Consider the following 20,557-nt stretch of genomic DNA (forward strand, 5'->3'; position numbering starts at 1 on the left):
CCGGCCCGCAGGGGGGGCAGGCCGACCGGACCCCGTTGCGGACCGCCCACGGGCCCGCGCCGTTTCTCCCCCGCCCGTCCCGGGCCGCCGCGGGTGGTCTCCGGCGGTCGGCGGTGGCCGGCGGTCAGCCGGCCGCCGGCCGGGCGGCCTCGGCCGGGCCGCGCCGGAACATCCGGGTCGCGGTGATCTCCCCGTGCACGGTCTCCCCCTCCGGGTTCTGCTGGGGCAGGCCGGGCCGCAGGTGTTCCTCGACGCTGATGTACTTCAGCCCGGCACGCAGGTCGGCGTCATTGCGCAACCGGATGACCAGCGGGAACTCGGCGAGCGCCGTGGTGTCGAACAGCCCCGTGGTGTAGAGGAGCTGCACGCCCAGCGCGTCCGAGACCGCCCGCTGGAGCTCCAGCAGGTACGTCGCGTTGGCGCGGCCGATCGGGTTGTCGAGGAAGAGCGTGCCGGCGTGCCGGTGCTTGTCGCGGCCCCGGTCGTTGCTGCGCAGGGCCGCCATCGTGCAGTACAGGGCGATGGCGGCGGTGAGCAGCTGGCCGCCGGAGAAGACGTCGCCCATCTGCCCCACCGGGACCCGCTCGGCCCGCAGCACCGCGTCCGGCTTGAGGATCTCCACGGCGATGCCCTTGGGCTGGAGAGCGGCCTGGACGCCGCGCAGCAGCAGCGACATGCCGTCGCGCCGCAGGTCGGAGTTCTTCCTGACCGCCGCGCGGGTCGCCTCGTCGATGACCTCGCCGAGCCGCTCGACGAGCGTCGCCTGGTCGGGCTCCTCGAAGCGGATCCGCAGGAACTCCTGGCCGGACCACTCGCCCAGCCCCTCGGGCAGCCGGGACAGGCGCTGCGCGGAACGCAGCGTGGTCAGCGCGGACTCCACCAGGCCGCGCAGCCGGTCCACGATGGAGTCCCGGTTGCGCTCCAGCTGCTCCAGCTCGTCGGTGAGCACCCGCAGCCGGGGCGCGAAGGCCTCGGCCCACCGGGCGGCGTGCTCGGGCAGCGCGGCGGCGGGCAGCTCGCGGATCTGCTGCCGGGCCGGGGTGCGGACCTGCTCGTAGCGGGTGGAGTTGGCGTGCCGTACGAGAACGTCGCACGCCTCCCGCACGGCGGTCTCGGCGGCGGACAGGTCGGCGGTGCAGCCGCGCAGCGAACGCCGGGCCTCTGCGGCGGACTGCCGGGCCTCCTCCAGGCTGCCCGGGTACGGCTCGGGCGTCCCGGGTTCCTCCTCGGTCTGCTGTTCCCGCAGCAGGTCGCGCAGGAGGGCGGCCGTCTCGTCGAAGCCGCCCGCGGCGTCCTCGGCGGCGCGGTGCGCCTGGAGCAGCCGGGCGTGACCGGCGCGGGCGGCCTCCAGCTCGTCGGTGCGGGCGGCCAGTTCGGCGGTGGCGGTGCGCAGCAGGGCCTGGGCGTGCTCGGCGTCGGCGGGCAGCAGTTCCTCGGGGAGCTCGGTGTGCGCCTCGCCGTCCTCGGGAGCCAGCCGCTCGGCCTCGCCGCGCAGCCGGCCCAGCTTCTCGCTGGCTTCCGAGGCGCGGGTCTCCATCATCTGCACCAGTGCCTCGGCCCGGGCGGCGGCCGCCTGGCGGGACGGGCCGTCGGCGCCGTCGGTGCCCTCGAGGAGCTGGGCGGCGCGGGTGCGGACCTTGTTGGTGAGCCGGTCCAGTTCGGCGAGGGCGGCGCTCTCGTCGCTCTCGGCGCGGGCCTGTTCGGCGCGCAGGTCGGCGCCGACACCGACCTTCTCGTAGAGCTGGGAGGCGGCCCGGTAGGCCTCGCGGAGGGCGGGCAGCGCCGGGCGCGGGGAGCCGTCCTCCGGCTGCTCGGGGAGGTGCTCCGGGGCTCCGGCGATCTCGGCGCGTTCGGCCCGCAGGGCCCGGGCCGTGCGGCGGGCGTCGTCTGCGGCGCGCTGGGCGGCGCGGCGGTCCTCGTCGGCGGCGCGGGCCCGCTCCAGGCAGGTCCTGGCGCGTTCCTCGTACTCGGCGGCCTCGTCGGCCAGCTCGCGCAGCCGGCTCTGCCAGCCGGCCCGCTCGCGGAGCCGGAACGCCAGGCCGGCGAGCGCGTCGGCGACGCGCCGGGCCCGCTGGGCGGCCTCCTGGCGCTCGTCGCGGACCCGGGCGGTCTCGGCGGCCGTCTCGTCGGCCTCGGCCCGTACCGCACGGGCCTCGGCGAGCGCCGCCCCGGCGGTTTCGGCGGCCTCGCGCGCGGCGGTGGCGGCCGCCGCCAGCTCGGTGAGCATGCCGGGCGGGCAGTCGGCGCGCCAGGAGCCGATCCGGGCGGCGAGCGAGCGGTCGCCGGTGAGGCGGGCGGCCAGGGAGCGGATCTCCTCGTCGCGGGCGGCGGCGCGGGCGCGCAGCGCCTGGCGCTCCTCGTCGGCGGCGTGCTCGTCGTGCATGGCCGGGTTCGGCGGTACGAGGAAGACGTCCCCGGCGCTGTCGCCGCCGTCGGCGGGGGCGGGCACCGGGGCCAGCAGCGCGGCGGCGGTGCCCACCGCGACGGCGGAGCGGGGCAGCAGGGCGGCGCCGGCCAGGGCCTCGCGGGCCCGGGCGTACGAGACGGGGTCGGTGATCACGACGCCGTCGACCAGTTCGGGCCGGGCGGCGAGCACGGCGGCGTGGTCGGCCGGGTCGACGGCCTGGGCGAGGTAGCGCCAGCCGGGCAGGGCGGGGATGCCCTGTTCGCCGAGGTACTCGACGGTCGCCAGGACGTCGGGGCCCGGCGGCAGCAATCCGCCGTCGCCGAGGGCGCCGAGGATGCGGGAGTCGTCGGCGGCGGCGGTGCGCAGCTCGAACAGCTTGCGTTCGGCGGCGGTGATGCCCCGGTCGAGGAGGTCGCGCAGTTCGTCGGCGTACCGGTCGAGTTCCTCGGCGGTCAGGGCACCCCGGGTTGCGGGCGCGGCCGGGGCGGCCGGCGCCGGTTCGCCGTGGCGGGGTTGCGGCACCCCGGCCGCCCGGGTCGCGGGCAGCCCGAGCAGTTCGGTGAGGCGTTCGTCGGCGGCGATGGACTCGGCGGCCCGGCGCTCGGCCCGGTAGGCGTTCTCGGCGGCCTGGGCGGCGTCGGCGGCGCGGGCGGCGGCCAGTTCGGCGCGGGACTCGGCCGAGGCCGCCTCCCGGGCGCGCTCGGCGGCCGTGCGGGCGGCGTCGCGGGCCGTGTCCCAGGCGGCCACGGTGGTCTTCTCCGCGTCGCTCGCGGCGAGCGCGGCGCGGGCCGGGTCGGCGTCCGGTGCGGTGTCGTCGAGCCAGCCGGCCCGCACCGCTTCGGCGGTCTCCTGCTCGACCTCCGCGAGACGCTGGCGCAGGTGGCCGGCCTCACTGCGGGCGCGCTGGGCCTCGGTGGCGGCGGCGGTGGCGTCGCGGTGCGCGGTCTCGGCCGCCTCCTGGAGGGTGGCGGAGCGCTCCTCCTCCTCGTTGGCGTGCCGCTCGCCCTCGTCGGCGGCGTCGTGCAGGGCGCGTACCAGGTCGGCGGCGGCCCTGGCGCGGGCGGCGAGGGCGGGCGCGGCGTCCCGCTCGGCCTCCTGGATGGCGGCGGACACCCTGGCCGCGCGGTCGGCCGCGGCGCGGTGGCGCAGCACCACCTCGGTGGCCTGCCAGGCGGAGTGCAGGGTGCGGGCCTCGGTCAGCTCACGGCGCTGGGCGGCGGCGCCCCTCTCGGCGGCGGCGAGCGCCAACGAGGCGTGGCGGTAGGCCAGTTCGGAGGCGATGAGGGAGCCGCGGGCGCGGGCCTGCTCGGCCTCGGTGACGGTGTGCGCGGCGGCGGTGACCCGCTGGGCGAGTTCGGCGGCGCGGCTCCGCTCCCCGGCGGCGCGGGCGGACAGACGGCGGGCGAGGGTACGGGTGCGGCGTTCGGCGCCGGTGTGGATCTCGCGTGCCCGGGAGCGGTTCCCGGCCGCTTCGACGATCCGGCCGAGCAGGTCGACGGAGCCGGCGGTGAAGTCGCGTTCCGCCGTCAGTTCGGCACGCCGGCCGAGTTTGTTGCCGAAGCCGCTGACCAGGTCGGCCAGGCCGTCGGTGTCGCGGGTGTCGGTGACCGCGCGCAGCAGCAGGTCGGTGAAGTCGGAGTCCTTCTTGACCGCGAAGAGGCCGGCCGCCTCGCCCTCGTCGGCGTTCATCTCGCGCTGGTAGCGGAAGAGTTCCGGGTCCAGGCCCAGGTCTCCGAGGTGCTCGTTCCAGCGGTCGTGGATCTCCTCCCAGTACACCTCCAGGTGCGGGTAGGCCTTGCCGGCGTCCGTCAGCGCGTCGCGGAAGCCCTTCATGGTGCGGCGCCTGCCCTGCGCGCCGGAGGTGCCCTCGGCGGTGGGGCGGACGGCGGTGGCCTCGGCGACCGGCAGTGAGTCGAGGCTGAGGCCGGGACCGGGGCGGAAGGAGTACCAGGCTTCGGCGAACTTGCGCGGGTCGTTGGAGACCTGCCGTCCGCGCCACTCGCTCACCTTGCCGACCACGACGAGTTCACCGGTGAGGGTGTGCTGCCACTCCAGGGCGACATGGCCGCAGTCGTCGGCGAGCAGGAACTTGCGCAGCACGCCGGAGCTGGCGCCGCCGAGGGTGTTGCGGTGGCCCGGCAGCATCACCGAGAAGATCAGCTTCAGCAGGACGGACTTGCCGCCGCCGTTCTCCAGGAAGAGCACGCCCGCGGGGGCCGGGCGGCGGGGCGGGCCGACCGGCTCGTCCTCGAAGAACTCCGCCTGGGCGGGGGCGGGGTTGGGCACGGGCTCGCCCACTCCGCGCAGGTCCAGCACGGTGTCGGCGTAGCGCGCACCGGCGGGCCCGATGGAGTAGAGGCGGACGCGGGAGAGCTCGTACATGGCGGCGGACTTTCGGTGTCGGTCTGGCGGTTACGCGTGGAAGGGCAGGCCGGCGTCGGCGACGAGTTCCAGGTCGTCGCCGTCGGGTGGGGGCAGCAGGGTGGCGGATCCGTCGCTCACCGCGACCACGCCCAGGTCCAGCAGTTCGGCCATGGCGGCGCTGCCGGCCATGTCGCGGACCTGGAGCTGGTAGCGGGCGGTGGTGCGGTAGGAGCCGCCACCCTCGTCGCCGGTGCGCTGGAGGAAGCCCGATTCGGTGAGGAAGGCGACGGCCTTGCCGATGATGCCGGTGGTGGAACCGGCCAGCCGCCGGGCGTCCTTGGTGGCGCCGGTGGCGCTGCGCCGGGTGTAGATCCGCCAGGCGGCCTCCAGGCCGGGGGCGTCGGACGCGGGGTCGGTGTTCTCGCCGTACTGCTCGGCGCGCTCCTCCAGGCGGCGGCAGGCCTGCCGTACGAAGGCGTCGACACCGTTGACGGTGATCCGGCCGATGTAGCCGTCGTCGGCCAGGTCCTCGGGGCGCGGGAAGGCCATGGCGGCGACGGCGAGGTGGGCCAGACCGTGCAGGAACCGGTCGGCGGAGTCGGTGGAGGCCCGGCGGGCGTAGTCGCCCATGCGGACGGCGAAGACGGAGTCCTCACCGGCGGTGACGGCCATGCCGGCGCGCGGGGAGACCTCCAGGACGATGAGGCCCAGGCCGGTCGCGACGGCGTCGGCGAGGCGCGCGAAGGCGGGCTCCTCCCGGTAGCGGCGGAGCAGTTCGGCGTACTCGGCGTCGCGGGCGGGCAGCAGCTTGGGCTGGAGCCCGAAGGAGACGAGCCGGGCCGCGTCGGCGGCGTCGGCGGGCGTGACGACGGACGCCGCGGCGGACGTGACGACGGGCGCGGCGGCCTCGGACGCCTGCGGGGCGTCGGGCTCGCTCCACGCGTCGGCGTGCTCGGCGTGGTGGGCGCTCACGGCTGGGACTCCTCGGTGCGGACGGGACGGGGTGCGGACGGGCGGACGGGCGGGCAGGGGGCGTGGTCGCGGCCGGGGCGCGCCCGGACGCGGCCGGCCCGGCACGGGCGGCGGGCGTCGGGGCGGCGCGGCCGGACCGGGGTGGCGCCCGGGGCGGGCCCACCGGAACGGGCCGCGGACCGCGGCCTTCGGGGTGGGCCTGCGGGACGCGGGCGGGGTTCGGGGCCGTCGGACCGGGCCTCGCCCGAACGCCCGGGCCGGCCCCGGTCGCGGGGGACGGCCGGAGACCGGCCGCCGGGCCGCGGCGGGTGGGCGGCCCGCTCCGGCAGGGCACCGCCCCGGGCCGCGCCCGGGCCGCCGGGCCCGACGGGGGTGGCCACCGGTCGGTGCCCGCGTGGTCGGGGTGCGGGGGGCCGGTGCCCATCGCGGTATCCCCCGGGCCCGGGGGCGGCGGGGCGGGGAGGGGCGGCCCGCAGGCGCGCCCCGGCCGGGCGCGCGAGGGTGGTGGGGCGCGCCGGGCGGGTCGTGGCGCGGCCGGGTGCGGGCGCCGTCACGCGGCGTCCGTACGGTCGGCCGCCATGCCCGCCGCGTCCAGCCGGGCCATGCCGACGATCAGGTCGGCGCCGCCGAACTCCGGGTCGTCCAGTTCGGTGCCGTCGTCGACGGCGAAAAGCAGGCGTTCCTCGCCCTGCCGGTAGGCGGTGCCGACCGGGGGGCTGGCGGCGTGGACGGCGAGCAGGGCGACCAGGTACGGCAGTTCGGGGTCGCGGCGGCGGGCGTCGGCGAGGAGCCCGGAGAGCCGGCGCGGGGCGTCGTCCGCCAGGTCGAGCAGTTCCATGGCGCTCGCCAATTGCTCCTCGCTGAAGCGGCTGTCGTCGGGCGTCGCGATCAGGTCGGGTTCGGGCATCTCGGCGCCGAGGTGCTCGCGTTCCACCGGCGGGCTCAGCAGCAGGTCCACCAGGTCCCCCAGGCGCACCGAACCGGGGGTGCGCAGGCCGGTGCCCCGGGTGAAGTAGGCGTCGGTGACCCGTGTGGCCTGCTCCACCGGGAGCGGCAGCAGGGGCGCCAGCAGCTGGCCGTACAGGTCGAGGCCCACGCGCGCGGTGGGCTGCGCGAAGGCCTGCCGGTCCTGCTCGGCGCGGAACAGCGGGCCCGCCTCCAGCAGCCTGGACTGGAGCTGGGTGTGGCGGCGGATGCAGTCCTTGACGATGTCGACCAGCTCGGCGGCGCGCCGCTTGTGCTCCGGGCCCTCCGCCTCGTCGCGGGCCTTGCGGATGTTGGTCAGGATGGCGTTCTCGTGGCGGTAGCGGTCGGCGACGTGGTCCAGCGCCTCGGCGATCATGTCGGGGACGGCGTTGAGCCAGTCGACGGCGCGTACGTTGCGACGGGTCGCCTCCAGGGTCTTGCGGAGCGTCTCGGCGTACTGCACGGTGCGGTACCGCGCCTGCTCGGCGGCGAGCTGGGCGTCGGCGAGCCGGCCCCGGCTGATCAGCACCTCCAGCTTGACCTCGGCGGCGATCTGCGCGCTGGTGACGTCGGTGTCGAGGGCGCCGACCAGGACGTTGACCGCTTCGTCGGTGGTGCGCAGATAGACGCTGCCGCCGTAGCCGGGGACCTCTTCGATCAGCTTGAAGTCGTAGTCGCGGCGGACGTAGGCGCCGTCGGGGCCGAAGGTGCCGTACGCCGCGCGGAAGCCCCGGTCGACGCTGCCGACGTTGATCAGGTTCTCCAGCACCCAGCGGGCGACCCGCTCGTGCTCGGCGGCGGGCCGCCGGGGGGCCTGGGCGGCGACGCGGGGCAGCAGCCGGGCGACGACCTGCTCGTGGTCGGCCCCGGTGTCGAAGTCCATGTTGAGCGTGACCAGGTCGATGGCGGCGAGGGCGACCTCCGCCATGGCGTAGACCGAGTACTCGCCCGCCAGGTTGGCCTTGCGGACGTCCAGGTCGTGCAGGGGCGCGGTGCACGCGAGCGCGCGCAGCCGCCGCGCGAGCCCTTCGTCGGCGGCCGGGCCCAGCGCGGGCCGCGGCCCCGCGCTGAGCTGGGGCGGAACCGGTTCCGTCGAGGCAGGCGAAGTCACGGTGCACAGATTAGGTCCTCGCACCGACAACGGTCGAAACGGCGCAGACGGCCCCCGCCGACGCTTCCCTCCCCCTCCTTCCCCGCACCCGCGCGCGGCCCCGGCGCGGGCCCCGCCGGGGTCAGGTTCGCCCCCTTCGGGTTCCGGTGCGCCGTTGTCCGGTTTCCGGCCGCCCGGGCTTGTCGCGCCGGGTCAGGAGGCGGCCGCGCCGCCGTCCCCGACCAGGCGCGCGTAGACGTCGACGAGCCTGGTGCGGGAGTCGTCGAGGTACTCCGCGAGCAGTCGTTCCGCCTCCGTGCGGTCACCCGCCCGCAAGGTGTCCAGAATCGCCCGGTTCCTCGCGAGATAGGGCTCGTGCAGCGCGCGCGGGTCGTCCACCATGTGGAAGGCGAGGCGGAGTTCGGCCAGGACCCCGCGCATCAGTTCGTCGGTGCGGTCGCTGCCCGCGAGGGCCACCAGCTCGCGGTGGAAGTGGATGTTGGCGGTCGAGACGCCCTTCCAGTCGCCCTCGCGCGCCCCCCGCTCCCCCTCGGCGACGGCCGCGCTCAACCCGTCCAGCGCGAACGGCGGCTCACCCAGGCCCCGCACCACGGCGCATTCGACCAGGCGGCGGGTGCGGTGGATGTCCACGACGTCAGCGACGGCCAGGACCCGCACGAAGACACCGCGGTTGAGCTCGTGGACGAGCAGCCGTTCGTGGGTGAGCAGCCGGAACGCCTCGCGGAGCGTATTGCGCGACACCCCCAGCGCGCCGCCGATGCCGTCCTCGGATAGCCGCGTTCCCGGTGGGAAGAACCCCTCCGCGATCCGGGTGCGCAGGATGTCCGCGACCCGCTCCGCCGTACTCGTGCGCCCCAGCAGCGCGCGGTCCTCGGCCAGTCCGCCGTCCCCGGCGCCCGTCGTGCCCACCGCGCTCCCTTCCCCGTCCGCCGGACACCCGTCCTCCACCGGGCGGGTGTCCGGCCCATCGTAGAAGAGGGAGACCGGGGGACAAAGAACGAGAGAACACCCCTCTTGTCGGATCGTTCAACGATCCCCTACGTTGTGGGCACCGCACGGCTCAGGCACGCCTCATCCCTCTGCGAGGTGCAGATGAGTACGACCCGGACTCCCCCTTCCACGCCCGGTGAACTCCCCGACGACAGCGGCGCGTTCGCCTGGCTGCGCGCCCTCGGGCCGCGCGGCAGGCGCGCCTTCGGTGGCGCGTTCGGCGGCTACGCCCTGGACTCCTACGACTTCTTCACCCTGCCGCTGAGCATGGTGGCCATCGCCGCCTACTTCGGCCTCGACAGCGGCCGGACCGGCCTGCTGGCGACGGTCACCCTGGTCGTCTCCGCGCTGGGCGGCGTGCTCGCCGGGATCCTCGCCGACCGGATCGGCCGGGTCCGGGCGCTGATGCTGACGGTGATCACCTACGCGGTCTTCACCGTGCTGTGCGGATTCGCGCCCAACTACGAGACGCTGCTGGTCTTCCGCGCGCTGCAGGGGCTGGGCTTCGGCGGCGAGTGGGCGGTCGGCGCCATCCTGGTCGCCGAGTACGCCTCGGCCAAGCACCGGGGCCGCACCCTGGGTGGGGTCCAGAGTGCCTGGGCGGCCGGCTGGGCGCTCGCCGTCGTCGTCTACACCCTGGTCTTCCACTTCCTCGACCCGGACACCGCGTGGCGCGTGATGTTCTGGACCGGCGCGCTGCCCGCGCTGCTGGTCGTCTACATCCGGCGGCACGTCGAGGACGCTCCGCGGGCCGCGCGGGCGCGCGACGAGAGCGCCGAGCGCGGTTCCCTCACCGCGATCCTCCGCCCGGGGCTGCTGCGCACGACGTTGTTCGCCACGCTGCTGTCCACCGGTGTGCAGGGCGGCTACTACACGCTGGCCTCCTGGATCCCGGCCCACCTCGCGACCGACCGTGGCCTGACCGTCGTCGGCACCGGCGGCTACCTGGCGTTCCTGATCTCCGGCGCGTTCATCGGCTACCTGACGGGCGGCTACCTCACCGACCGGCTCGGCCGGAAGCGCAACATCGCCCTGTTCGCGGTCCTCTCGGCGGTGTGCGTCGTCGCCTACACCAACATCCCGGCGGGGGCCGACACCCTGGTCCTGGTCCTCGGCTTCCCGCTCGGCTTCTGCATGTCGGCCGTCTTCAGCGGCTTCGGCTCCTTCCTGTCCGAGCTCTACCCGACGGCGGTGCGCGGCACGGGTCAGGGGTTCACGTACAACACCGGGCGCGCGGTGGGGGCCTTCTTCCCCGCGCTGGTGGGCTTCCTGGCGGACAGTTGGGGCGTGGGCGGAGCACTGGTCTTCGGAGCCGCCGGGTACGGCATCGCGGTACTGGCCCTGCTCGGCCTGCCCGAGACCCGCGGCCGGGAACTGGTGTGACCACCGGCCACCCGCCGGCGCACGCACCCGCCACCCGGCCGGTGAACGGACCGACAAGGAGACACGCCATGACGAGCGGTACGTCGATCGACCTCAACGCCGACCTCGGGGAGGGCTTCGGCCGCTGGCGGCTGACCGACGACGAACAGCTGCTCTCCGTGGTCACCAGCGCCAATGTCGCCTGCGGCTTCCACGCCGGGGACGCGGTGACCATGCGGCGGGTCTGCGCGCTGGCGGCCGAGCGGGGCGTACGCATCGGTGCCCAGGTCTCCTACCGGGACCTGGCCGGTTTCGGGCGGCGCGCCATGGACGTGCCGGCCGACGAGCTGGCCGCCGAGGTGGCGTACCAGATCGGCGCCCTGGCGGTGTTCGCCAGGGCGGCCGGGGCGCAGGTGGCGTACGTCAAACCGCACGGCGCGCTCTACAACCGGGTCGTGCACGACGAGGAGCAGGCCCGCGCGGTCGTGGACGGGGTCCTGCTGACCGGGGAGCGGCTGCCGCTGCTGGGCCTGCCCGGCTCGCGCCTGCACGAGACGGCCGGCCGGGCCGGGCTCCCGGTCGTCACCGAGGCGTTCGCCGACCGCGCCTACACGGCGGCCGGCACGCTGGTGCCACGCGGCGAGGAGGGGGCCGTCGTCACCGACCCGGCGGCCGTGGTGGAACGGTCCGTGGCCATGGCGCGGACCGGGGTGGTCACCGCCAGGAACGGCCGCCCGGTGCCGGTCCGTGCCCGCTCGCTGTGCCTGCACGGCGACACCCCGGGCGCGGTGGACCTGGCCCGCCGGGTCAGGTCCGGGCTGGAGGCCGCCGGTGTGCGCGTGGAGGCCTTCGCATGAGGACCCTGCCGGTGGGCGAGCGGGCCCTGCTCGTGGAGCTGGACAGCGGCGCGCAGGCGCAGGCCTTCCACGCCGAGCTGCTGCGCCGCCGGGCGGCCGGCGCGCTGCCCCCGGTGGCGGACATCGTCCCGGCGGCCCGGACGGTGCTGCTCGACGGGCTGGCGGACCCCGGGCGGTTCGCCGCGCGGGTCGCCCGGTGGGAGATCCCGCCCCTCCGCGCGCGCCTGGATCCGGTCGTCGAGCTGGCTGTCCGGTACGACGGGCCGGACCTGGCCGAGGTCGCCGCCCGGTGGGGGGTGGCGCCCGGCCAGGCGGCACGCATCCACTCGGCGGCCGAGTACCGGGTGGCCTTCTGTGGTTTCGCGCCCGGCTTCGGCTACCTGACCGGCCTCCCCGAGCGGTACGAGGTGCCGCGCAGGGCGACGCCGCGCACCGCCGTGCCGGCGGGTTCGGTCGCGCTGGCCGGACCGTACACGGGTGTGTACCCGCGCTCCTCGCCCGGCGGCTGGCAGCTCATCGGGACGACGGACGCGGTCCTGTGGGACCCGGCGCGCGAACCCGCCGCGCTGCTGGTCCCCGGCACCCGGGTGCGGTTCGTGCCGGAGGACGGGGACGCACCGGCGGGCCCGGGCGTGCCGGGGGACCGGGACGCCCCCGGCGGCGGGCGCGCGGCCCAGGGCCGCCGGTGAACCGGCGGACCCTCACGGTGGTGCGGGCCGGAGCGCTGACGACCGTCCAGGACCCGGGCCGGGCCGGCCACGCGCACCTGGGGGTGCCGCGTTCGGGCGCTCTCGACCCGTACGCGAGCCGTCTCGTCAACCGGCTGGCCGGCAACCCGGAGGACGCGGCCGTACTGGAGACCACGCTCGACGGCTGCGCGCTGCGGCCCCGGTGCGACGTGACCGTGGCGGTGGGCGGGGCGCCCTGCCCGGTACGGGTGGACGGGCGGCCGGTGGCCTGGGGCGCGGCGGTGCGTGTGCCGGCCGGCCGGCTGCTGGAGGTGGGTGCGGCGGTGCGCGGCCTGCGCTCCTACGTGGCGTTCGCCGGGGGCGTCGCCGTGGCGCCGGTCCTCGGCAGCCGTTCCACCGACCTGCTCTCGGGGCTGGGCCCGGCGCCGCTGGCCGACGGTGCCGTACTGCCGCTGGGTCGGCCGGGCGCTCCGGCGCCACCGGTGGACACGGTGCCCTGGTCCGCGCCGCCGGGGGAGCTGGTCCTGCGGGTGCGGCTGGGGCCGCGCCACGACTGGTTCACCGGTGCCTCGCTGCGCACCTTCACCACGCGCGCGTACCGGGTGTCACCGAGGAGCAACCGCATCGGGCTGCGTACCGAGGGTCCGCCCCTGCGGCGCGCGGTGGCGGGCGAACTGCCCAGCGAGGGCATGGTCCTGGGGGCGGTGCAGGTCCCGCCGGACGGGCTGCCGGTGGTGTTCCTCGCCGACCATCCCACGACCGGCGGCTATCCGGTGGTGGCCGTCGTCCGGGAGGCGGACCTGGCAGCCGCCGCCCAGGCCGCGCCGGGCACACCGGTGCGGTTCGTCCCGGCCGGCCGGCCCGGCCGTCCCTAGCCGCCGCCCGCGTGCGGTGACGACCCGTACGCCGCCGGGACCGGCACCCGCCGGGGACGACGGGGCCGGGGGGACACGTCACGAGGTGGGTGCGGGAGCGCCGCGGCCGGTCCGGAGCAGCCGGACCGGCCGGCCGGGGTCCTCGGCGGTCGCTCGGTCCCGAGGGCCGGCCGTGCCGGCGGCCGGCACGGGGCCCGGCGGCCGGGCGGCAGCCGGCGCGCGGGTCGAGCGGGTCGAGCGGGTCGCGGCGGCGGGCCGCGGGCGGCGGCGTGCCGGGGGGGGTCAGACGGCCGGCATGTCCGGGCCGATCCGGCTGCGTACCGCCGTCTGGACCTCGTCCTCCTCGGCGGGGTCGGCGGCGAGGCGGCGCAGCCGCTCGGCCACTCGTACGTCCCCGGTCTCGGCGTGCAGCGCGGCGATCTCGCGGGTGGTCTCCTCGCAGTCCCACAGGCATTCGACGGCGAAGCCGGTGGCGAAGGAGGGATCGGTGGAGGCGAGCGCACGGGCGGTGCGCCCGCGCAGGTGGGAGGCGGCGGTCTCCCGGTAGATGTGCCGCAGGACGGGCGCGGCGCAGGCGATGCCCAGCCTGCCGGTGCCGTCGACGAGCGGGTACAGCGACGGGGCGTCGGGCCCCTCGGACCGTACGGTCTCGCGCAGCGCGCCGAGCACCAGGGGGGCGTCCTGGGCGCCGCCCCGGCAGGCGAGGACGCCCGCCGCCGAAGCGCCGAGGGCGTCCGGCCGGTGCGCCCAGCCGCGCGCCCGGTCCACGGCCGCCTCGCCGCACATCCGCTCGAAGGCGGCCACGGCGGCCTCCGCCACGGCACGGGAGCCGTCGCCCGCGGCGGCTTCGATGAGGTCGAGCACCGCGGGGTCCCGGGCCTCGGCGAGGTAGTGCAGGGCCGCGCAGCGGGCGCCGTCCGGGCCGCCGCTCGCCGCGTCGAGGATGAGTGGGCGGTCGTCGGGACCGGCGACGGCGGTCAGGCAGCGCGCGGCCGGCACATGGAGTGCGGCGCCGCGCTGCAGACCCTCCTGGGCCCAGTCGAAAACCGCCTGGACGCTCCATCCGGGCCGGGGCCCGGAGGGGCGGAGCTGGCGCTGCCAGCGGTCGAAGGAGCCCTGTTCCTGGGCGGCGCGCACCCGGGCGCCGACGGCGTCGCGCCGGTCCTCGGCCCACAGCCGCCACGGGCGCGGTTCGAAGGCGTCCCGGACCGCGGCGGCCAGCTCGGCGTCGCCGTCGGGGGTGGCCGGGAAGCGGGCGAGGACCGGCACCGCGAGGGCCCGGAGCTGCGCGTCGTCGTCGCGCAGGGCCAGTTCGTCGAGGGCCCAGGCCCAGTTGCTTCCGGTCGCCGCGTACCCGCGCAGCAGCGTGAGGGCGTCGTCCCTGCCGTACGAGGCCAGGTGCCCGAGGACGGCGAGCGCGAGACCGGTGCGCGACTCCTCGGTGTCGAGGTGGTCGTCGGCGCCGAAGAGATGGGCCTCGATCTCGTCCAGGCCGCCGTGGAGGTCCAGGTAGAGGCGGGCGTAGTAGAGGGAGCGGTTCTCGACCTGCCAGTCCTGGCGCGGGTCGTTCAGGACGCAGTGGTTGAGGGCCGCGAGGGCATCCGCGCGGGGCGCGGCCAGGGCGTGCAGCGTGCCGTCACCGCGGCCCCGCTGCAGCAGGCCCAGCAATGTGCCGCTCGGCGCTATGACTGGATCGAACATGGAAAATGCCTCACATCAAGCTGTCGACGCAACCGGGGGTCCCGGGGAACGGTGATTGCCTAGGCCGCGCAGCAACATGTGTAGCCGCTCGTCGTCTTCCGCCTGGTGTCGACCATCTTCCTCTGCCTCTCGTCGGTGGCCCCTTCCGGGCCCGACGTCATGATGACCCAGTCATTTCGCCACCGCGACCACATTTACGGCACCGCTCGCATACGGCGTTCAGTCCCCGTTCACCCGCGCTCACCTGGAGCCGAACAGCTCCAGGAGGTGCGTCTTGCCGAACATGCGCGCGGTGTCGACGGCTGACGGAGTGCCGGCTTCCGGATCGGCGCCGCCGTCGAGCAGGGCGCGGACCACCTCGTCCTCGCCCTTGAACACGGCGCCGGCGAGCGGCGTCTGGCCGCGGTCGTTGGCGCGGTCGGCGTCGGCACCCCGGGCGAGCAGGGCCGCGACGGCCGCCGGGTGGCCGTGGTAGGCGGCGAGCATCACCAGGGTGTCCCCCTTGTCGTTGGTGAGGTTCGCGGGCACGCCGGCGTCGACGTACGCGGCGAGCGTTTCGGCATCGCCCTGGCGCGCCAGGGCGAAGACCTTGGCCGCCAGCTCGATCACCTCGGGATCCAGGGCTTCACTCATCGGACGGACCACCTTTCCTTTCGTTGACTGTTCGCCGGCGCTCGCCGACCGCACTGAGCTGCGGGAACCCCCGGCGAACCGGGGCGCACGGCGGGCGCCGCCGTACGAGTGAACCGACAGGGTACTGCCCGGGCGCGGACATGACCCGGCGCGCCCGCGGCAAGGATCGTCCCGGGCGCCACCCCGCACCAGACGACGGCCCACCGCGCCACACGAGAGGCCTCCGGCATCCGCCAGTCAAGTGAAAGCGCCGGACATTCACTCTTTTGCACCTTTTGTCACATAGATACTTGCTGTGAGGCTGGAAGAACTCAAGGTGACTGTCCCCTCACCCAGGAGAAGCCCTCATGATCCTGTCCATCTCAGGCGTGGTACTGCTCGGCATCATCGTCTTCCTCTTCTTCAAGAAGGACGGGCTCAAGGCCTCCCACGCCCTCGTCTGCGCCCTCTTCGGCTTCTATCTCGCGGGCACCGCGATCGCGCCCAGCATCAAGGCCGGTGGCGCGAGCCTGGCCAGCCTGCTGGGCGGCATCAATTTCTGACACCCCCGGCCCCTCCCACGACTTCAGGAGTACGACGTGGCCAGGCGACCACTCCCCCGCGTCCTGCGCAGCGGCACCGACCGGATCGCTCGCGGCAGAGAGATCGCGCGCACGGCCGCCGAAGGCGCCACGGACGTCCTCCATCCGCTGATCACGATCACCCGCGGTCTGCGGAAACTGGTCGCGGCGGGGCGCTCCCTATGGGCCGCGACCCCCAAGGACCGGCGCGGTCCCGCGCTGTTCTGCGCCGCGGCCGGTGTGCTGGTCGTCGCCCTCGTCCCGTACGGGCCGGCGCTGGCCCTCATCTCGGTGATGGGCGCGGCCGCGTGGCAGGGACGCGTGCGCCCGGTCGTCAAGGCCGGGCCCGACGAGGCGGAGGCCGAACGGCTCAAGGCGCTCTACGAGGCCCTGGTGCCGTACTTCTCCGTCCCCGAGGACCCGAGCCCGCTCTACGCCCACGGCGGCGAGTGGGCCAAGGCCCTCCATGACTTCGAGTTCGACGGCGACGGCCGTCCGAGCCGGCTGCGGATCACCTATCCGGCCTACTTCACGGACGGCGAGCCCGCCGCGCGGGCCCGGATCGAGCGACTGCTCCACGCCAAGTCGGGGCGCGGCCGTGAATACCTCTTCGACTGGGACGAGGAGGGCAATCAGCTCCTGATGACCGTGCTGCCCGCCCTGCCCACCACCATCGCGGCACAGCGGTTCGTCACCGCGCCCGGCGAGACGGTACTGGGCTTCACCGACCCCGGGGCGGTGCAGCGGACCGTCCCGGTACTGGACGGGGACGGGACCCGGGACGCGCCTCCGGTGGTGTGGCGCACCGGGCCGCGCTCGACCGAGCCGCACCTGCTGGCCGTGGGCCGGCCCGGCAGCGGCACCACCACCCTGCTGCGCTCGATCGCGCTCCAGGCCCTCGGGCACGGCGACGTACTGATCGTGGAGGGCGGCGGAACCGGCGAGTACGCCTGTCTGACCGGTCGTGCCGGGGTACTGGCCGTCGAGTGCGGGCTGGCCGGGGCGCTGACCAGCCTGGAGTGGGCGGCGCACGAGACGGAACGGCGGCTGATCGCCGCGAACCGGGCCCGGCAGGCAGGCCGGCCGGTGCCCGGGGACACCCGGCGGCCGCTGTGGATCCTGCTCGACCGGCCGGGTGTCCTGGCCGGCCTCGCGGCGGCGGACGGGCGGCCGGACCCGCAGACGCTGCTCCAGGTGCCGCTGCGGCACGGCAGGGCCGTGCATGTGACGGTCGTGGTCGCCGAGGAGCTCGACGGCGTGTCCGCGCTCAGTGAGGCGGTACGCGCCCACACTCCCGCCCGGGTCGTGCTCGGGCCCGTGCCGGCGGACCAGGTGGCGGCGGTCCTGGGGGCGGCGCCGCACACCACCCCCGTGCCGCACGTTCCGCCGGGGCGCGGCTACGTCCGGCTGGGCACCGGGCCGGTGCTCAGGATCCAGGTGCCGGCGACGCCCGATCCGTACGACGAGGCGACGGCGGAGGCACACCGGCAGGCCGTGCTGGAACTGCTGCCCGAGCGCCAGATCCCCGAGCCGCCGGCGGAGCCGCCGCTCGACCGGGTGATGGCCGCCCAGCCACCGCCGGCAGTGGGGCAGGCGCCGAGCGCGACGGCGACGGGGGGCTGAACGGGCGGCGGGCCCGGCGACGGATTGCCCGGGGGCGGCGGCGTGGCGGCCGGGATGGCGGCCGGTGCGTGCGCCGGGGCCCGGGTGCCGGGCCGCCATGTGCTGTGCCACCGTGTGCCGGGCCCGCATGTGGCTCGGCCCCATGTGCCCGACCCACATATGCCCCGGCCCCCCACGTGCCCGGCCGGCATGTGGTCGGCCGACGTGTGCTCCGCCGGCATGTGCCGGGCCTCCGGGTGCGGCGCGGACGTGTCATCGGGCGCGTGGTGCCGGGCCGGCCGGGCCGGCGCACGGCCCACCCGGGCCCGGGGCGCCGACGCCGGTGGCCGGCCGGTCTCCCGGCCGGGCCCGTCCGCGTCAGGCCACGAACATCCGGTGCCCCTCCGGGCCGGGGCCCGGCCCGGGCGCCGCGTTCGGCCCGGCCTCCACCAGCCGGGCCGCCGCCGCCAGCCGGGCCGCCGCCTCGTCCGCGACCGGCCCCCCGACGGTGAACGGCAGCCGTACGTATCCCTCGAACGCGCCGTCCACGCCGAAGCGAGGCCCGGACGGCACCCGTACCCCCACCCGCTCCCCCACCTCGGCGAGCCGGGAACCGGACAGGCCACCGGTGCGCACCCACAGGGTCAGCCCGCCGCGCGGCACGTCGAACTCCCAGGCAGGCAGCTCACGGCGGACCGCGGCGACCAGGGCGTCACGGTTCTCCCGGGCCTGGGCGCGGCGCAGGGACACCGCCTCCTCCCAGCCTCCGGTGCTCATCAGCCAGTTGACGGCCAGCTGCTCCAGTACCGGCGTGCCGAGGTCGGCGTAGGCGCGGGCGGCGACCAGGGAGCGGATGACGTCGGGCGCGGCCCGCACCCACCCGATGCGCATCCCCGCCCAGAACGCCTTGCTGGCCGACCCCACCGTCAGCACGGTGCTCCCGGCCGGGTCGAAGGAGCAGACCGGGCGGGGCATCTCCAGGCCGTCCTCCAGGTACAACTCCGTCATCGTCTCGTCGACCACCAGGACGGTCCCGGCCGAGCGGGCGGCGTCCACCAGCCGGCGCCGCTGGTCCTCGTCGGCCAGGGCCCCGGTGGGGTTGTGGAAGTCCGCGACGACGTAGGCGAGGCGCGGTGCGGCGTCCCGCAGCACCTGGCGCCAGCGGGGCAGGTCCCAGCCGGTGAGTCCCTCCGCCATGGCGACGGGGACCAGCCGGGCACCCGCCTCGCGCATCAGCTGGAGGATGTTGGCGTAGCTGGGCGACTCGACGGCGATGCGCTCACCGCGTCCGGCGAAGAGGTGGCAGATGGCGTCGATGGCGCCCATGGCCCCGGTGGTCACCATGATCTGCTCGGGCATCGTCGGGATGCCCCGCGCGGTGTACCGGTCGGCGAGCATCTGGCGCAGGGCGGGCAGCCCGGCCGGGTAGTCGCCGTGGGTGTGGGCGTACGGCGGCAGTTCCTCCAGCGCTCCCTGGACTCCCCGGGTCAGCCACGGCTCGGGGGCGGGGAGGGCCGCGCAGCCCAGGTCGATCATGGAGCCGAGGGACTCGGGGGGCAGCGGTTCGAGCCCGCGGGCGGGCAGCGGGTTGCCCGCCGGTACGGCGGTCCAGCTGCCGGCGCCCCGGCGGGACTCCAGGAAGCCCTCGGCGCGCAGCGCCTCGTACGCCGCGGCCACCGTCGTGCGGCTCACGGACAGCGCCAGGGCCAGTTCGCGCTCGGCGGGCAGCCGGGCGGCGACCGGTACGCGCCCTTCCAGGACCAGCAGGCGGATGCCGTCGGCCAGGGCCCGGTAGGCGGGCGGCTTGCGGGTGCCGGGGCCCGCCGGGCGGGGCTGCTGCGCGTTGAGTTGCCGGGCGAGCTGTGCGGGGCCCACCGCTGAGGTCCACTGAGCCATGGAAACCAGTCCACCTTCCTGGGATTGGCCATGGTTGGCGGCCGATCCCCCGCCACAGAGTGGCACGAGCCAGTCCACCACCACCACATCGGGGGCACAACTTGTCCGTCACACCGGGCTCACCGGCCACATCGACCGAATCCGGCACCACGGGACGCCACCTCACCCGCCGCCTCTTCCAGCTCTACACCGGACTGGCCCTGTACGGCGCCAGCTCGGCGCTGCTGGTGCGGGGCGGGCTCGGGCTGGAGCCCTGGGGGGTGCTGCACCAGGGCCTGGCGGAGCTCTCCGGGCTGACGATCGGGGTCGTCTCGATCATCGTGGGTGCCGTCGTCCTCCTCCTGTGGATCCCGATCAGGCAGAAGCCGGGCCTGGGCACCGTCTCCAACGTCTTCGTGATCGGGCTGGCGATGGACGGCACCCTGGCGCTGGTGCCGGACGCCCACGGCCTGCTCGTCCAGGTGCCGGTGATGGCGGCGGGCATCGTCCTCAACGGCGCCGCCACCGGCCTGTACATCGCGGCGCGCTTCGGCCCCGGTCCGCGCGACGGCCTGATGACCGGCCTGCACCGGCTGACCGGGCGGTCGATCCGCCTGGTCCGTACGGCGATCGAGGTGGCCGTGGTGCTGACCGGTTTCCTGCTCGGCGGCTCGCTGGGCGCCGGAACGGTGCTGTACGCGCTGTCGATCGGTCCGCTCGCCCAGTTCTTCCTGCGCCTCTTCGCCGTTCCGGCGGACCGGGGCACCGGCACCGTGGTCGCCTCGGGCGCACCGGGCCGGGCGATACTGCCCCGATGACCGATGTACGCCGGCTCCACCCGTTCCTGGACCACCCCCACCCCATACCGTTCGCGCACCGCGGTGGCGCGTCGGACGGGCTGGAGAACACCCTGGCGGCCTTCCGCCGTGCCGCCGCGGCCGGGTACCGCTATTTCGAGACGGATGTGCACACCACGTCCGACGGCGCGCTGGTGGCCTTCCACGACACCACGCTGGACCGGGTGACGGACGCCCGGGGCCGGATCGGCGGCCTGCCGTGGAGCGTGGTCCGGGAGGCCCGGGTGGGCGGAACGGAGCCGCTGGCGCTCTTCGGGGAGTTGCTGGAGGAGTTTCCGGGGGCCCGCTGGAACGTGGACATCAAGGCGGAGTCCGCCCTGGAGCCGCTGGTGGAGCTGGTGCGTGCGGCGGGCGCCTGGGACCGGGTGTGCGTCGGCTCGTTCGACGAGGGCCGGGTGGTCAGGGCGCTGCGCCTGGCGGGCCCGCGCCTGGCGACCTCGTAGGGGGTGCGCGGTGTGCTGGGGCTGCGGCTGCGGTCGCTGGGGATCCCGGCCCGCGTGCGGCCGGGCGCGGTGGCGGCCCAGGTGCCGGAGTACCAGAACGGTGTGCGGGTGGTGGACCGGCGTTTCGTGCGGACCGCGCACCGGCGGGGCCTTCAGGTGCATGTGTGGACGGTGAACGACCCGGACCGGATGTCCGCTCTCCTGGATCTCGGGGTGGATGGCATCATGACCGATCATCTGGAGACGCTGCGTACGGTGCTGAGCGCCCGGGGAGCCTGGGCCTGACCGCGCGG

General features: G+C 75.9%; 14 protein-coding genes and 1 pseudogene. 8 read left to right on the plus strand and 7 right to left on the minus strand.

The annotated features are described in order from the left end of the window. Positions 1–124: 124 nt before the first annotated feature. The 4 genes from AB0H53_RS26840 to AB0H53_RS26855 form a co-directional block, all read right to left on the minus strand. The gene (locus AB0H53_RS26840; RefSeq protein WP_362118501.1) at positions 125–4,789 is read right to left on the minus strand and encodes a hypothetical protein; all 4,665 of its coding nucleotides are present in this window, start codon (positions 4,787–4,789) and stop codon (positions 125–127) included. Between the two features lie 30 nt (positions 4,790–4,819). Continuing rightward, positions 4,820–5,743 (minus strand): hypothetical protein, encoded by a 924-nt coding sequence (locus tag AB0H53_RS26845; RefSeq protein WP_362118504.1) that lies wholly within the window; start codon positions 5,741–5,743, stop codon positions 4,820–4,822. A gap of 550 nt (positions 5,744–6,293) precedes the next feature. Further along, entirely contained in the window at positions 6,294–7,820 is a 1,527-nt protein-coding gene (locus AB0H53_RS26850) for a hypothetical protein (RefSeq protein ID WP_362118507.1), read from the minus strand. A 192-nt stretch (positions 7,821–8,012) separates the two neighbouring features. Further along, positions 8,013–8,729, minus strand: coding sequence for a GntR family transcriptional regulator (locus AB0H53_RS26855; RefSeq protein ID WP_362118510.1), 717 nt, complete (start codon positions 8,727–8,729; stop codon positions 8,013–8,015). Positions 8,730–8,912: 183 nt separating this feature from the next. Between AB0H53_RS26855 and AB0H53_RS26860 the strand changes: the two genes are divergently transcribed. The 4 genes from AB0H53_RS26860 (at position 8,913) to AB0H53_RS26875 (ending at position 12,593) form a co-directional block, all read left to right on the plus strand. Beyond that, positions 8,913–10,193, plus strand: a complete 1,281-nt coding sequence (locus AB0H53_RS26860) for an MFS transporter (protein WP_362118513.1) — start codon at positions 8,913–8,915, stop codon at positions 10,191–10,193. A 68-nt stretch (positions 10,194–10,261) separates the two neighbouring features. Further along, positions 10,262–11,029, plus strand: coding sequence for a 5-oxoprolinase subunit PxpA (locus AB0H53_RS26865; protein ID WP_362118516.1), 768 nt, complete (start codon positions 10,262–10,264; stop codon positions 11,027–11,029). Next, positions 11,026–11,718: an allophanate hydrolase subunit 1 gene (locus tag AB0H53_RS26870; RefSeq protein WP_362118519.1), complete on the plus strand. Its 693-nt coding sequence runs from the start codon at positions 11,026–11,028 to the stop codon at positions 11,716–11,718. The genes AB0H53_RS26865 and AB0H53_RS26870 overlap by 4 nt, the downstream gene beginning before the upstream one ends. After that, the gene (locus tag AB0H53_RS26875) at positions 11,715–12,593 is read left to right on the plus strand and encodes a biotin-dependent carboxyltransferase family protein (RefSeq protein ID WP_362118522.1); all 879 of its coding nucleotides are present in this window, start codon (positions 11,715–11,717) and stop codon (positions 12,591–12,593) included. Before AB0H53_RS26870 ends, AB0H53_RS26875 begins: the two co-directional genes overlap by 4 nt. A gap of 282 nt (positions 12,594–12,875) precedes the next feature. Here AB0H53_RS26875 and AB0H53_RS26880 read toward each other — a convergent pair whose 3' ends face one another. Then, a complete protein-coding gene (locus AB0H53_RS26880) occupies positions 12,876–14,294 on the minus strand; it encodes a HEAT repeat domain-containing protein (protein WP_362118525.1) in 1,419 nt (472 codons plus the stop codon). Between the two features lie 240 nt (positions 14,295–14,534). Continuing rightward, positions 14,535–14,927 carry an ankyrin repeat domain-containing protein gene (locus AB0H53_RS26885; RefSeq protein WP_362118528.1) on the minus strand — a complete coding sequence of 131 codons (393 nt, stop codon included), beginning with the start codon at positions 14,925–14,927 and terminating at the stop codon, positions 14,535–14,537. Positions 14,928–15,274: 347 nt separating this feature from the next. On the opposite strand from AB0H53_RS26885, the gene AB0H53_RS26890 reads away from it, so the two are divergent. Next, entirely contained in the window at positions 15,275–15,469 is a 195-nt protein-coding gene (locus AB0H53_RS26890) for a hypothetical protein (RefSeq protein ID WP_362118531.1), read from the plus strand. A 36-nt stretch (positions 15,470–15,505) separates the two neighbouring features. Beyond that, a complete protein-coding gene (locus AB0H53_RS26895) occupies positions 15,506–17,110 on the plus strand; it encodes a hypothetical protein (protein ID WP_362118534.1) in 1,605 nt (534 codons plus the stop codon). A gap of 357 nt (positions 17,111–17,467) precedes the next feature. On the opposite strand, the gene AB0H53_RS26900 is transcribed toward AB0H53_RS26895, so the two are convergent. After that, positions 17,468–18,985 (minus strand): PLP-dependent aminotransferase family protein, encoded by a 1,518-nt coding sequence (locus AB0H53_RS26900; RefSeq protein WP_362118537.1) that lies wholly within the window; start codon positions 18,983–18,985, stop codon positions 17,468–17,470. 101 nt (positions 18,986–19,086) lie between these two features. On the opposite strand from AB0H53_RS26900, the gene AB0H53_RS26905 reads away from it, so the two are divergent. Continuing rightward, a complete protein-coding gene (locus AB0H53_RS26905; protein WP_362118539.1) occupies positions 19,087–19,782 on the plus strand; it encodes a hypothetical protein in 696 nt (231 codons plus the stop codon). Then, positions 19,779–20,549: pseudogene (locus AB0H53_RS26910) on the plus strand (glycerophosphodiester phosphodiesterase family protein). Before AB0H53_RS26905 ends, AB0H53_RS26910 begins: the two are co-directional and overlap by 4 nt. The last annotated feature ends 8 nt before the right edge of the window (positions 20,550–20,557 follow it).

This window comes from Streptomyces sp. NPDC050856 (assembly GCF_040653855.1).
Taxonomy (GTDB): Bacteria; Actinomycetota; Actinomycetes; order Streptomycetales; family Streptomycetaceae; genus Streptomyces.